The organism is Oxalobacter aliiformigenes, from assembly GCF_027116575.1.
Lineage (GTDB): Bacteria > Pseudomonadota > Gammaproteobacteria > Burkholderiales > Burkholderiaceae_D > Oxalobacter > Oxalobacter aliiformigenes.
In genome coordinates, this window is record NZ_CP098252.1 from 1733304 (window position 1) to 1746524 (window position 13221).

12 protein-coding genes and 2 tRNA genes are annotated in these 13221 nt (G+C 47.0%); 5 read left to right on the forward strand and 9 right to left on the reverse strand.

Annotated features, from left to right (window positions below; all coding sequences use genetic code 11):
* Window positions 1-19: 19 nt before the first annotated feature.
* Window positions 20-1111 carry an MBL fold metallo-hydrolase gene (locus NB647_RS08060; RefSeq protein ID WP_269282876.1) on the reverse strand — a complete coding sequence of 364 codons (1092 nt, stop codon included), beginning with the start codon at window positions 1109-1111 and terminating at the stop codon, window positions 20-22.
* 172 nt (window positions 1112-1283) lie between these two features.
* On the opposite strand from NB647_RS08060, the gene NB647_RS08065 reads away from it, so the two are divergent.
* On the forward strand, window positions 1284-1847 hold the full coding sequence (locus NB647_RS08065; RefSeq protein ID WP_269264098.1) for an NADPH-dependent FMN reductase: 564 nt from the start codon (window positions 1284-1286) through the stop codon (window positions 1845-1847).
* Window positions 1848-1885: 38 nt separating this feature from the next.
* Complete coding sequence (locus NB647_RS08070) at window positions 1886-2194, forward strand: DUF1540 domain-containing protein (RefSeq protein WP_269264099.1); 309 nt, start codon at window positions 1886-1888, stop codon at window positions 2192-2194.
* Window positions 2195-3172: 978 nt separating this feature from the next.
* Here the strand turns inward: NB647_RS08070 and NB647_RS08075 are convergent.
* Window positions 3173-3607: a DsbC family protein gene (locus tag NB647_RS08075; RefSeq protein ID WP_269282878.1), complete on the reverse strand. Its 435-nt coding sequence runs from the start codon at window positions 3605-3607 to the stop codon at window positions 3173-3175.
* A gap of 369 nt (window positions 3608-3976) precedes the next feature.
* On the opposite strand from NB647_RS08075, the gene NB647_RS08080 reads away from it, so the two are divergent.
* Both NB647_RS08080 and NB647_RS08085 read left to right on the forward strand, forming a co-directional pair.
* On the forward strand, window positions 3977-5386 hold the full coding sequence (locus NB647_RS08080; RefSeq protein WP_269264101.1) for an APC family permease: 1410 nt from the start codon (window positions 3977-3979) through the stop codon (window positions 5384-5386).
* A 47-nt stretch (window positions 5387-5433) separates the two neighbouring features.
* Complete coding sequence (locus NB647_RS08085; RefSeq protein ID WP_269282880.1) at window positions 5434-6054, forward strand: SAM-dependent methyltransferase; 621 nt, start codon at window positions 5434-5436, stop codon at window positions 6052-6054.
* A gap of 266 nt (window positions 6055-6320) precedes the next feature.
* Here the strand turns inward: NB647_RS08085 and NB647_RS08090 are convergent, their stop codons facing one another.
* A complete protein-coding gene (locus NB647_RS08090; protein ID WP_269282882.1) occupies window positions 6321-6857 on the reverse strand; it encodes a hypothetical protein in 537 nt (178 codons plus the stop codon).
* Window positions 6858-7514: 657 nt separating this feature from the next.
* Window positions 7515-7850: a hypothetical protein gene (locus NB647_RS08095; RefSeq protein ID WP_269282883.1), complete on the reverse strand. Its 336-nt coding sequence runs from the start codon at window positions 7848-7850 to the stop codon at window positions 7515-7517.
* Window positions 7851-8166: 316 nt separating this feature from the next.
* On the opposite strand from NB647_RS08095, the gene NB647_RS08100 reads away from it, so the two are divergent.
* The gene (locus NB647_RS08100) at window positions 8167-8430 is read left to right on the forward strand and encodes a hypothetical protein (RefSeq protein ID WP_269282885.1); all 264 of its coding nucleotides are present in this window, start codon (window positions 8167-8169) and stop codon (window positions 8428-8430) included.
* A 144-nt stretch (window positions 8431-8574) separates the two neighbouring features.
* Here the strand turns inward: NB647_RS08100 and NB647_RS08105 are convergent.
* The 5 genes from NB647_RS08105 to ftsH all read right to left on the reverse strand — a co-directional run bounded on the left by NB647_RS08105 (window position 8575) and on the right by ftsH (window position 13057).
* Window positions 8575-8651 (reverse strand) — tRNA-Arg (locus NB647_RS08105).
* A gap of 90 nt (window positions 8652-8741) precedes the next feature.
* A tRNA-Pro gene (locus tag NB647_RS08110) sits at window positions 8742-8818 on the reverse strand.
* An 89-nt stretch (window positions 8819-8907) separates the two neighbouring features.
* Window positions 8908-10254 (reverse strand): phosphoglucosamine mutase, encoded by a 1347-nt coding sequence (gene glmM / locus NB647_RS08115; protein WP_269282887.1) that lies wholly within the window; start codon window positions 10252-10254, stop codon window positions 8908-8910.
* Between the two features lie 23 nt (window positions 10255-10277).
* Entirely contained in the window at window positions 10278-11114 is an 837-nt protein-coding gene (gene folP / locus NB647_RS08120) for a dihydropteroate synthase (RefSeq protein WP_269282889.1), read from the reverse strand.
* Between the two features lie 56 nt (window positions 11115-11170).
* Complete coding sequence (gene ftsH / locus NB647_RS08125) at window positions 11171-13057, reverse strand: ATP-dependent zinc metalloprotease FtsH (RefSeq protein WP_269264108.1); 1887 nt, start codon at window positions 13055-13057, stop codon at window positions 11171-11173.
* Window positions 13058-13221: the final 164 nt, after the last annotated feature.

Sequence of the window (13221 nt, forward strand, 5' to 3'; positions counted from 1 at the left end):
AGGCAGACAGGTATCTGATTCATTCTGCATATTCCAGAGGAACCCAGCTGTATTTGCCGTTTTCTTCCGCAACAACGTATCCAAGTCCCGGAAAAGGCAAATGCATACCGGCGACCCGTTCCCTTTTCGCGGAGACTTCCTTTAGAAGATTCTGCCGTGTTCTGACTGCCTGGGACGTTTCGGAATCATATTCAATAGCCACCTCGGGATGGCTGAACTGGATGACATGGCTGTGAACGATATCGCCCCAGACCAGTAACGACTGTCCATCCGATGTCACTTCAAAAGCGGTATGACCGGGAGTATGGCCATAAGCAGCCACTGCCCTGATACCGGGCACGACCTCCTCTCCCGCTTCAACCGGCTTCCATTTTTCCGCGCTCAAATAGGGAACGGCCGACTCACGGGCCATTCTGAAGAAAACCTGACGCTCAACCGGGGCAGCGGCAGCCTGCTGTTCGGACAACCAGTATTCATTTTCGATTCTGTTGGCATAAACCGTGGCATTCGGAAAAACCTGAATGCCTTCCTTGTCACTCAATCCCCCGGTATGATCGCCATGCAGATGCGTCATGATAACCGTATCGACCTGTTCCGGCTGATATCCGGCAGCTCTCAGATTTTCGACAATGCGCCCCTGCCGGTCTTCACTGAAAAATTTGCCTGCACCGGCATCAATCAGAACAAGATGATCACCCGTATGTATCAGATAGGCATTGATCGCCGTCTGTATTCCTGTCGTTCTCCCGTAATGATGCGACAATGCACTGTCAATGGCCTGTCGGTCCATGTTTTTCAGCAACTCGGGATGAAAATCCAGCGTTCCGTCGAAAAGCGCTGTTACCTCGAACTGCCCCACCATCGTTCTGTAATAACCGGGAACCTGTGCTCCGGCCATGGCCGGAATCTGCGGCACGGCGGTTTCTTCCGCTGTTGCCGTTTCCATCACCACCGGGGATGTCTGTGCCTCAGAAGCCGGACTTGCAACCGCTTCCGCCACTGTCTGCGTTTGAACCCTGTCTTTCGCCACAGCAAAAGAACCCAGACCAAAAGAAGCGATGATCAGACTTAACGTTATCCTGCGACAAAATGGCATCCAGTTATCCTGCATATTGAATCTCCCTCAAAAATCGAAACGGTCCAATCCGTTTGACTGCCACCTATTATCAGATAAATTTCCCTTTATTTGCGAAAACCGAAAAAGTATTTTCACAAAAAGCATAATCTGGCGTGGTCATGACGATAAACGGAATTTTCCACATATGCGGAAAGAAAGGCACATTATGTTCAGACTAGCTATCATCATCGGAAGTACCCGCCCGGGCCGCAATGGCGAAGCTGTCGCGAAATGGATTTATGAAATCGCAAGACAACGCAAGGATACTGAAGTGGAACTGGTCGATATCCGGGATTACAATCTGCCGTTACTGGACGAACCCCAGCCCGCTTCCACAGGACAATATACACAGGCACATACCCGAAAGTGGTCCGAGAAAATCATTTCTTTCGACGGTTTCGTCTTTGTTACGCCGGAATACAATCATGCGCCTCCGGCCGCACTGAAAAACGCCATTGACTATCTGTTTCACGAATGGAACAATAAATCCGCCGGGTTTGTCGGCTACGGAACGATGGGAGCGGTCAGAGCTGTGGAAGAACTCCGTATTCTGATGGGTGCCCTGATGATTGCAGACGTTCGTGCACAAGTCATGCTTTCTCTTTTCGAGGACTTCGAAAAACTGACTGTTTTCAGACCGAACCCTCGCCATGAAAAAACTGTCAATACTATGCTGGAACAGGTTATCTCATGGGGTCTGGCATTGAGACCACTCCGGAAAGATGACTGACCAACGATCAACATTCAACCAATATTCGGGAGATCATCATGAAACATATTCAAATCATCATGCCGGAGGTCAAAGAATGTTCGGCACAATCCTGCGGTTTCAACAAAAACTCCGGATGCCATGCACGTGCCATCACTATCGGGGATAACGAAGTTCCGGGTTGCGATACTTTTTTCGCCGTCCCAGATCCATCCAGTCATGCCAAATCCACAGGACGCACTTCCGGCGTCGGAGCCTGCAAGGTTGCCGACTGCAAATTCAACGATGACTATGAATGCATGGCAGATGAAGTAGTCGTCGCCTACAACAACAGCAAAGCCAACTGTCAGACATACGCCCATCGCTGATTGAATCCGTACTGTTTCCAAGCCGTGCAATGCACGGCTTTTTAACGGTCATCATCATGATTTTGCACAAAAAGCCCGATTTGAACGGCAGAAGGTACCGGGAATACTTTTCCGGATCTTATTCGTTGTCCGGGCTTGTTTCCGAATAAGGATCGAGAATATGACAAACGACGAAATTACCGGATCCACTCACAATCTGTTACCATAACCCATTCCCTGTTCAAAAACAGACTTGTCCCGGTTTACAGAAAAACATGAGACCTGTCCCCGACTGTGGAGAAATAAATTATATCGGCAATGGGCACCTCAGATACAGAAAAACCCTGGCAACAGGCGGTGATCCGGTAATCGGACGTGCCACTGCCATTTCCTGTGCCCTCGAAGGAACTGGATGCCGCCATCAGCTATGCACCAGAAAAACAAAAAAACGCACAGGACATCAGAAAACTGATTGAAGAAACGGGTCGGAAAGCCATTTTGAATCCCGTGATCTGCGTGACAAACAGCATTCGGCGATATGACAAAAACAGCTGCAGGAAAACTTGGCGGACTTGATATCCTCGTTCTGATTCAGGTATGCAGATCGCAAAAGCGAAAACCAGTGAAATACCGGATGAACCGCTTCAGGATATCGTCATTATCAACGTAATTCCACTTTTCCGGACCATCAAAACTGCCTTGCTGCTGGCCGATCAGCTTATCTTCAAAAGGATCCGGGATCAATTCCGTCGTTTCCGATCCGATATGGATTCCCTTGCAAATCTGCGGTGGTCACTTTCCTGAGCAGATTCCCGAATCCGGAAAAAATACATTAAGGAAATGAGCTGGCCAACCGGCCGAACTGGTAGATATTTATCTATTTCTCGCTTCCGACGAATCCGGCTATATCACAACCGAAATATTCGGAATCAATAAGGGTTTCCACATCTCATTTCGTCCCCCTGTAAACCGGACAGTTTCATCCGTTTTTTTCAAACACTATCCGGACTGAATCGACGCCAGTTTTTCTTCGACTCTCCGAGCGGAAATGGAACCTTCGACACGCGAACCATCTGCAAAATAAATGGTTGGCGTTGCTCTGACTTGCAATTCCGCCCCCAGTTCCAGAATCTTTTCATTGGGAAACAGACACCCGGCAGGCACTCTGCCGGGTTGCTCTCTTCTCAGCATCCATCCCTCCCATGCCTGTGCCGGATCAGCAGAACACCAGATAGCATGTGACAGATACACGGAATCGACTGACAGAATATTGTAAGGGAAAACATAAACAGTAATATCGTTCACATCTTCCAGATTCTGTTCGAACTGCTGGCAATAATGACAATTCGGATCCGCAAAAAGAGCGATCACTCTTTTCCCGCTTCCTTTAACCATTTTGATCGCCAGTTCTTTCGGCAAACTGATTTTTTCCATATCGCACCTTCTTTCTTCTGTAACGTATCAATCATGAAAATGCCGTTTCCGGACAGTTTTCCGTTTAACGACCGCTCCTTGAACCTCATTTCAAGCCTAATGATGCTCGCAAACATGAATGCTGATATGTCACAAAAAACGGAACCTAAAGAAGTCACACCTTCAGAAAATACCGGATAAAACAAACCTTGATTCATACTGTCCGGACTTTGCTGAAACAACCGGATATCGCCAGAGAGGACACTTCGTCTTTGCGTCAATAAAGAAACACGGAAACGATCATAAGGGAATTAAACACGACGAATACTTTTTGAATACGTCATGTTTCTCTAGAATAAGAAACCGTGATCACCCTCGGAAATTGCAGAAATGCCATCCATCAAAAACAAACCCGTTGCCATATCTGAAACCGGACACGATACACCTCGCCGGATTCTTCGTTTGCATGAAGCCGTAACCCTGATCGTCGGACTGGTTATAGGGGCAGGTATTTTCAAAACACCTGCCGTTGTAGCCCATATGACCGGCAACACCATTGCCATGTTCGGATCATGGATTCTGGGAGGAATCATTTCCCTGATCGGTGCACTCTGTTATGCGGAGCTTGCATCCACCTATCCTCATGCAGGTGGAGACTACCATTTCCTGCAGCGCGCTTATGGCAGACCGGTATCCTTTCTGTTCGGATGGGCCCGACTTTCCGTCATTACGACCGGTTCCATCGCATTGCTGGGATTTGTTTTCGGTGACTATATGAACCGTATCTGGCCACTTGATTTTTTTGATACAGATTCCGGCCCTTTCATCTATGCCATCTCGATTATCCTGATTCTGTCCTGGCTTAATCTGAGAAATATCCGGACCGGTATGGTGACCCAATCCCTGTTTACCGGACTCCAGATCCTCTGTCTTTTCATGATTATCGGGACTGCCGTTTACCTTCATCTGTCAGGAACGAATACTTCCCCGTACTCTCCGGTTCCCGCCTCTCTCCCCGTTTCATCCAACTTCGGTCTGGCAATGGTCTTCGTTCTGCTCACCTTCGGCGGCTGGAATGAAGCAGCCTATATCAGTGCCGAATTGAAAAACGGTCATCGCGATATGGTAAAAGCTCTTGTTTTCTCGATTGCCATCATCACATCGCTTTATCTTCTGGTAACGTGGGCCTACTGGGAGGGACTGGGATTTCCTGGCATGACCTCATCCCGGACAATCGCGGCAGACCTGATGTACATGACATTCGGTGAGGCAGCCAAGAAAATCATTTCCCTGATGATCGCGATTTCCGCTTTAACGTCCATCAATGCCACCATCATCGTCGGCGCCCGCACAAGCTATGCCATGGGTAAAGACTGGCCTGTTCTGCATCGGCTCGGTACATGGGACATGACCCGCAATACCCCAGTCAATGCCTTGCGAATACAATGCATTGCATCTCTTTTTCTTGTCGTACTGGGTACTTTAATTGGAGGCGGCTTCAAATCCATGGTTGAATTTACCGCACCGGTTTTCTGGCTGTTTTTCCTGTTGGCGGGTCTCTCTCTTTTTGTTCTCCGCAATCGCGACCCCCATATTCCAAGACCATTCAAAGTCCCTTTTTATCCTATACTGCCGCTTGTTTTTTGTCTGACATGCTTCTATATGTTATGGTCTAGCCTGTCTTATGTTTATGACCAGTCTTTAGGAGGAATAAATGCTGCCTGGATTGGTGTCGCGGTTTTATTGCTGGGCATCATCCTCCTATGGATCATTAACCGGATATCCCCCGCTGAAAAGTAAAAACGTTCTTCTTCTCTCTTGATACCCTACTTTATAAAGACCGCTTTATGAGTTCCAAGAAAAATACCAGACTGACTATTGCAGCCTTTATATTCGTTGCATTTTTTCTTCCCGTTTTTGTGGTCATCAGTGCCAAATCACAATTCGGACTCGACGAAATGATGGGACCCGAACTTGATGCCGGATTCATCACAACCTGGCCTGAAACGGTGGACGGTATGCTCAAACTGGCGCAAGTGAACCGGAACGATCTCGTCTACGATCTTGGCTGCGGGGATGGACGCATCGTCATTGCCGCGGCAAAAAATTACGGTGCCCGAGGTGTCGGCATCGACCTGAATCCGAAACGGATAGAAGAAGCCAACGCGAATGCCAAAGCAGCCGAAGTCGAGAACCTTGTGCAATTCAGACTCGGCAATTTTTACAAGGTGGATTTTTCAGACGCTACAGTCGTAGCGCTATACCTCCCACAAACAATCAATTACGAATTACGTCCCATTCTGTGGAAACAGCTGAAAATCGGCTCACGCGTCGTATCGAATGAATCCGACATGGGTTCAGAATGGCCGGCGGAAAAAATTGAAAAAGTCGGAACCAAGACCGTCTATTTGTGGACCATTACAGAAAAAGAAAAACAAAAAGCGGCAGCAATTCCCGATCCGGATTGAATCCCTGTCGAAAAATTTTATGTAGAAAACGAAAACAAATTTGTATCAGTAACCTGAAAAGATAATATCGCCCACTCCGGATATGGCCAGACTGGACTTTTTTCCATTTTCCGTTTGTTCCATCATGACTTTGCTGGTCTAATACCAGGAAACATGCGGATTTTTTTCCCGCCAGAAAAAAGATTGCCGGATTCATGACGTAAATAACCGATCTCAGGCATATTCCCTGCACCTGGTCTGCCAGAATCAACAATCTGCTTTCCGCGTCACTTTTTCCTGTGTACTGCTTTTGACAATACCGATTCAGGAATCAAAGACGCTATCCAGGAAGGTGTCAATTCTCCCATCTGATACACAATACGCCCGGCTGCGTTTTCCTTTCTGCCATAAATATACTTCCTGATAGAGAGGCCATTCTGACGGATCATTCCCAGCGATGCATATCTTTTAAGCATGTCCTGGCATTTTTCCCGATTCTGGACTGCATCGTTTTTTTCAATCGCTTCCTCAACCCGATTCATCACTTCCTTCAGCAACGTGGTTCCCTGACCATCCAAAGCAACCACGTTATAACGATACTCCCAATCCGGATCTTTCCAGCCTGCCGCCGCATTGCAAATGCCTCTATAGTGATCGACAAACTCATTCACCGTCATCCCTCGCTTCGCAGCTTCAAATTTCCGGCGTTCATCACTATCCTGGCCGTCACCAAATTCCCAGACACGTTTTCCGGAATCAGCAGAGAAAACATAACCGTCGACATACACATTGACGTAATTTCCAGACCATTCTTCAACTATCATCGTTTCATCCTCTCATATGGATTTTTGCTCGCTACTTCCGTCTTCTCCGGTAAAAAATAACATGGAAAACGCTTGCCCGGAAACCGTTCCTTGTCCCTGACAGAATTCATAACAAGACAAAACACGTATCTGCCATAGAAGATCAATGCATCAGAATTTGTTTCATAATATCCAGAACTTATTTACCATAACATACCGGTTACCATTCACAAACACTTCCTGCAAGATATTCATTACAATCTGTCCTTAAAGAAGAAATCGGGAAACATCCGCCCGAAAACATCTGCAGCCACTTTTTTTATCACCCCATCCAGTCTTCTCCCCTTAAAATCTGCCTGCGTATTCAAAACTTTCTCTCCAGTTACGTTCATCCAAAAATATTTCAATTTAATCAAATAGTTAAGAGATGAACTGTATTCGATAAAAAAATGCCCGCAAGAAAAATTCCTACGGGCATAACAGGACTTGCTGTAAAAACTTGATGATCATCATTATGACTTTTATCAGTAACATTTCGTTCCTATCTCACAATGTGTTACACGAGAAACAATTCCGCACATATCATGTACCCTGCCATTGAAAATGATCCATCAAATGTACACTCATACAATATCTGCAACGGGACACTTGACCAAACACTTTATACACCATTACCATTCAAATCCCATGCGGGAGTATGCTAATAAAAGACTCTCCGGAGAAATATGCATTACTGAATAGCCGGTTCAGCTTACGAACTCCCGCATGTCCATAACCTCTTTTTTTATCAGACCGATACTCTTTACTTGCTACGAGCATCCCCCTTTCATCAAACACATTGTCGAACGTATGAGAAAAATTTTTCACATGGCGCAGCCAATCTGATACTTCTGGTCCATCGCCAAGAACACTGAAAACGACAAAAGCTTTTGATAATTCTTTAATCCTGTTTTCGGAAAAATCCAATATAAATAAAATCATACCGGTATATTTAATGATGTTTACGACAAACACTTATCGAAGATCTGTACGAAAAAAGAAATCGAACATTTATCCGTCGTATTCAACCGGGCCCGTGTCAGAGGATTGATGATCATATCGAATCCGGTTTCTGGTATAACTCGCCAGATGAAAGCTGAGTCGCACAGAGACATGTTTTAAAGGATGAAACATTTTCGTTGATCAAACAATTTGCCAAGGAATACCTGCAAGATGCCATGGATCTCGCTTTTTTAACCGAACAACGTCCTGCAGACGTATTCAAAGTACAATGGTCTGATATAAAGGATGGTGCGCTAGTGTTTGCCCAAAACAAGACTCATCAGATTGTATGGGTCCTCATCAGCGGAAAACTGGAAAAAATCGTCAGGCGAATAGGCGAATCAAGTCTCGCGGTATCATCGGCAAAACGCCCATCTGCGAAGAACGGGGACAAGCGATTACCTACGACAAGTTCAAGGCTGATTTCCGGAATGCCCACCCGAAAGCAAAAGCATATGCAGACGAAAACGGACAGGATTTCGAGTGGTTCCAGTTCAAGGATGATCTGCGTGCGAAAGTTGTATCTAATTCTGAGCCCCAGGACAATGCCTAAAAACTCCTAGGACACCGTGACAGCAAGACAACAGCCATTTACCGGCGCGACAAGGATAAAGAAGTTCTACCCGTCATGTCTAAACATCTATTAGACATGGGAAGAAAGGTCAAGTGAAAAACCTGCGTAAGCAATTGATTTTAATGGCCTGCCCTAGTGGATTCGAACCACTGACCTACGGCTTAGAAGGCCGTTGCTCTATCCAGCTGAGCTAAGGGCAGGTTGAAATCGGCGCTTATTGAAAGGATATATTATAAACGACATTTTCTTTCAATAAAAAACAGGCTGCCAAAGACAGCCTGTTTGGTATATGGTCGGGGCGAGATGATTCGAACATCCGACCCACTGGTCCCAAACCAGTTGCGCTACCAGGCTGCGCTACGCCCCGAAGAACGTAATGATACCTTTACTGTTTCACAAAATCAATTGTCCGTCGAATCTTTTCATTTTTTCGTTGGCACGAAACGACGGAGTACATTATGCCGCTTGTGCATGACACTGACTTGCAATCCGCTCAGCCATTTTCCGAGCCTCTGCAGCATCCTCGGCTTCAACCATGATACGTATCAGGGGTTCTGTACCCGATGCCCGGATAAGCACTCTGCCACGATCACCCAGTTCCGCTTCGACTTCCTGTTTTGCCGACTGCAAGGCAACATTATCCTTCCAGTTAAACCCTGGAGTGATCCGAACATTTACCAGCGTTTGCGGATACAGTTTCAATTCACTGATGAAAGATGGAAGCGTAGTGTTATGGCGACGAAGAGCTGCCAATACCTGCAAGGCAGAAATGATACCATCACCGGTAGTATGTTTGTCGAGACAGATCAGATGTCCCGATCCCTCTCCACCCAACAACCATCCTTTTTCCAAAAGGGTCTCAAGAACATACCTGTCTCCGACATTAGCTCGTGCAAAACCGACCTGTTTCTCCCGAAATGCCACTTCCAATCCCATATTGGTCATAAGAGTACCGACAACTCCCTTGACATCGCTATAAGCCAGCCTGTCCTTGGCAATCAGGTACAAAAGCTGATCGCCATTGTAAATTTGTCCGTTCGCATCGACCATAACCAGCCTGTCTGCATCGCCATCCAGTGCTATTCCAAGATCGGCCTTGTTCTCAAGAACAGCCGAAACCAGCGATTCAACGGATGTCGCTCCGCAATGATCGTTAATATTCAATCCATTTGGCTGTGCTCCTATGGATATGACATCAGCGCCCAGTTCGTGAAAAACACACGGTGCAATATTGTAAGCTGCACCATTGGCACAATCGACAACCATCTTGAGTCCCCGAAGATCATAATTCGTCGGAAAAGTGCTCTTGCAAAATTCGATATATCTTCCCTGCGCGTCATCCAGTCTGCGTGTTTTACCCAGATTTTCCGAAGTAGCACAATCCATCGGTTTATCGACCAAGGATTCAATTTCAAATTCCATATCATCCGGCAGCTTGTTGCCGGATGCTGAAAAGAACTTGATACCATTGTCATGGTAAGGATTATGCGAAGCTGAAATGACAATACCGGCAGAGAGACGTAATGCACGTGTCAAATAGGCTACAGCAGGAGTAGGCATGGGACCAGACAGCATCACATCAACTCCGGCCGCAGAAAGCCCCGCTTGCAAGGATGCCTCCAGCATATATCCTGAAATACGCGTATCCTTGCCGATCAGGACAGTCGGAGAACCGGAAGACATGGTCGTTCTGGTTAAAACCTTACCGGCAGCATAGCCAAGTTTCATAACAAAATCGGGCGTAATCGGTGCTTTTCCAACTTCTCCCCGTACACCATCCGTTCCAAAATATCGACGTTTCATTTTCTTACCAATTTTTAGTGATACTATCGTGTCGCCAGCCAGACCCTCAATGCATCCAGCGTTTCGCCTACTTCATGTACTCTCAGAATTGCCGCACCATGTTCGACAGCAGACAGTGCGATCGCCAGATTACCGGCCAGCCTTTTTTCAACCGGCTTTCCGGTCAAGGCAGCCACGATTGACTTACGCGACAATCCTGCCAGAACAGGCAAACCCGATTTTTTCCGCAAGACATCCATATTTCTGAGCAAAACCAGATTATCTTCCAGAGATTTGCCAAAGCCGAATCCCGGATCAATACATATGCGATCTTCCGATATTCCCGCTTCTTTCAAATGTAAAACCTGCCGTTCGAGAAAGTCTGAAACTTCTCCGATTACATCCTCATAACGGGGGCGATTCTGCATACTTTTGGGATTACCCTGCATATGCATGACGCACAAGCCACAATCATAACCGGCAACCGCTTTCAGAGACTCTTCAGATGCGAAACCACAAATATCATTGATCATGTCAGCACCACCAGCCAAAGCGGCAGACATGACTTCAGATTTGTAAGTATCAATGGACAAAGGCTTCCCGCAATCCTTCAATGCCTCGACAACCGGCATGATCCGGTCAAGTTCTTCCTGAAGGGGAACAGGATCCGCACCGGGACGCGAAGACTCGGCCCCGATATCGATAATATCGACCCCTTCCCCGATCATTTCTTCTGCATGTGATAATGCGGAAGACAAAGATAAATATTTGCCACCATCGGAAAATGAGTCCGGCGTAACATTCAGAATACCCATAACCAGAGGACGAAATTTTTCACCCTCCAGCTCAAAACGGTAACGGCCACATTGAAAATATTTCATTTTTTATTCAAAAAAAGGGCGAGACAGGCTCACCCTTTTGACAGACAGTAAATGGATCAGGCAGGTGCCGTGGCATTCTCCGTCACTTCAGGATCGTCATTATTACCCTGCGACGGTTTTGAAGGTGCAGACTTCGGTGGACGGGGATCGACTCCATCCATGATATCGTTCACCTGATCGGAATCCAGTGTTTCCCACTCAAGCAACAATTTTGCCATTTTCTCGACCTTGTCACGATTTTCTTCAAGCAATTTACGGGCAAGCGCATATTGCTGGTCAAGAATGGAACGGATTTCATTATCGACTTTCTGTTGTGTTGCCTCGGATACTGTTTTGGCTGACATACGTCCACCATAAAACATATCCTGTTCCGTATCTTCATAAACCATAGTCCCCAACGTTTCCGACATACCGTAACGCGTCACCATAGCTCTGGCAATCTTGGTCGCTCTCTCAAAGTCGTTAGAGGCACCAGTAGACATCTGGTGCATGAACAGTTCCTCCGCGATACGACCACCGAACAAAATGGCGATTTCCTCCAGCATTTTGTCCTTGTACATATTGATACGGTCATGTTCAGGCAACTGCCAAGTCAGCCCCAACGCATGACCACGCGGCATGATAGTCACCTTATGGACCGGATCGGCTTTCGGCAAGAGCTTGGCAACTACGGCGTGACCGGATTCATGGTAAGCCGTATTCGTCCGTTCTTCTTCACGCATGACAAAAGACTTGCGTTCCGGCCCCATCAGAATTTTGTCCTTTGCATCTTCAAAATCCTGCATTTCAACCAGACGTTTGTTGCGACGTGCGGCAAACAGTGCCGATTCATTGACCAGATTGGCCAGATCAGCGCCAGAAAAGCCAGGTGTACCCCGTGCCAAAACATTGGGGTCGACATCCGGAGCAATCGGTACCTTGCGCATATGCACATTGAGAATCTGCTCACGTCCCCGGATATCCGGCAGACCGACAATAACCTGCCGGTCAAAACGTCCCGGACGCAACAACGCCTTGTCCAGCACATCGGCCCGATTGGTCGCCGCTACGACAATCGTCCCCGAATTCGGTTCGAAACCATCCATTTCAACCAGCAACTGGTTCAACGTCTGTTCACGTTCATCGTTGCCGCCTCCCATACCGGCACCACGATGACGACCGACGGCATCGATTTCATCGATAAAGATGATACATGGCGAATGTTTCTTTGCCGTATCGAACATATCACGAACACGCGAAGCGCCGACACCGACGAACATTTCCACAAAATCCGAACCGGAAATGGAAAAAAACGGTACTTTGGCTTCCCCGGCTATTGCTCTGGCCAAAAGCGTCTTGCCGGTACCCGGAGGGCCGACCAGCAACAACCCGCGAGGGATTCGCCCACCCAGTTTCTGGAATTTGTTCGGATCACGCAGGAAATCCACCACTTCATAAACTTCTTCTTTGGCTTCGTCGCAACCGGCGACATCGTTGAAAGTCACGGTATTGTTTTTCTGGTCTATCATCCGCGCTTTCGATTTTCCGAACGAGAAAGCGCCACCCTTTCCTCCGCCCTGCATCTGACGCATAAAAAAGATCCAGACTCCAACCAGAAGCAGCATGGGGAACCATGAGATCAATATCTGGGACCAGAATGAAGGTTCTTCCGGCGGTTTGACATCGAACTGGACACCATTGTCAACAAGATCGCCGACAAGTCCACGGTCGAGATAAGTCACTCCCGTCTTGACCTTTTTCCCGTCGGCAGTTGTGGCGACAATCGACCGGTCTTCAATGACGACATCCTTGATCCGTTTGGATTTCACTTCGTCAAGAAACTGTGAGTAATTGATCGGTTCAACATTCGTCGCATTGCTACGATCCGTAAAATGTTTGAAGGTCGTAAGAAGGACAATGATAATGGCAGTCCAGATGCCTACCCTGACAAACATGTTGTTCACAAAGACTCCTCAGACGCCAGTGCGTCAATTGCTGATAGATAGTCCATTTTACAATCATTTTCAAGCATCTGCTATCACCGTATGACACGGTGACAGAGACAATATTAATTAAAGTCAGCCCGTCTACCTATCGTGATTTCCCAAAAGCATTATCCGGTTTTACG

Excerpts from the sequence above, each read along its gene's own strand:
- NB647_RS08080 (WP_269264101.1), top strand. The coding sequence starts at position 3,977 with ATGCCATCCATCAAAAACAAACCCGTTGCCATATCTGAAACCGGACAC.
- NB647_RS08100 (WP_269282885.1), top strand. The coding sequence starts at position 8,167 with ATGGGTCCTCATCAGCGGAAAACTGGAAAAAATCGTCAGGCGAATAGG.
- NB647_RS08085 (WP_269282880.1), top strand. The coding sequence starts at position 5,434 with ATGAGTTCCAAGAAAAATACCAGACTGACTATTGCAGCCTTTATATTC.
- NB647_RS08075 (WP_269282878.1), bottom strand. The coding sequence starts at position 3,607 with ATGGAAAAAATCAGTTTGCCGAAAGAACTGGCGATCAAAATGGTTAAA.
- folP (WP_269282889.1), bottom strand. The coding sequence starts at position 11,114 with ATGAAATATTTTCAATGTGGCCGTTACCGTTTTGAGCTGGAGGGTGAA.
- NB647_RS08065 (WP_269264098.1), top strand. The coding sequence starts at position 1,284 with ATGTTCAGACTAGCTATCATCATCGGAAGTACCCGCCCGGGCCGCAAT.
- NB647_RS08090 (WP_269282882.1), bottom strand. The coding sequence starts at position 6,857 with ATGATAGTTGAAGAATGGTCTGGAAATTACGTCAATGTGTATGTCGAC.
- NB647_RS08070 (WP_269264099.1), top strand. The coding sequence starts at position 1,886 with ATGAAACATATTCAAATCATCATGCCGGAGGTCAAAGAATGTTCGGCA.
- NB647_RS08060 (WP_269282876.1), bottom strand. The coding sequence starts at position 1,111 with ATGCAGGATAACTGGATGCCATTTTGTCGCAGGATAACGTTAAGTCTG.
- glmM (WP_269282887.1), bottom strand. The coding sequence starts at position 10,254 with ATGAAACGTCGATATTTTGGAACGGATGGTGTACGGGGAGAAGTTGGA.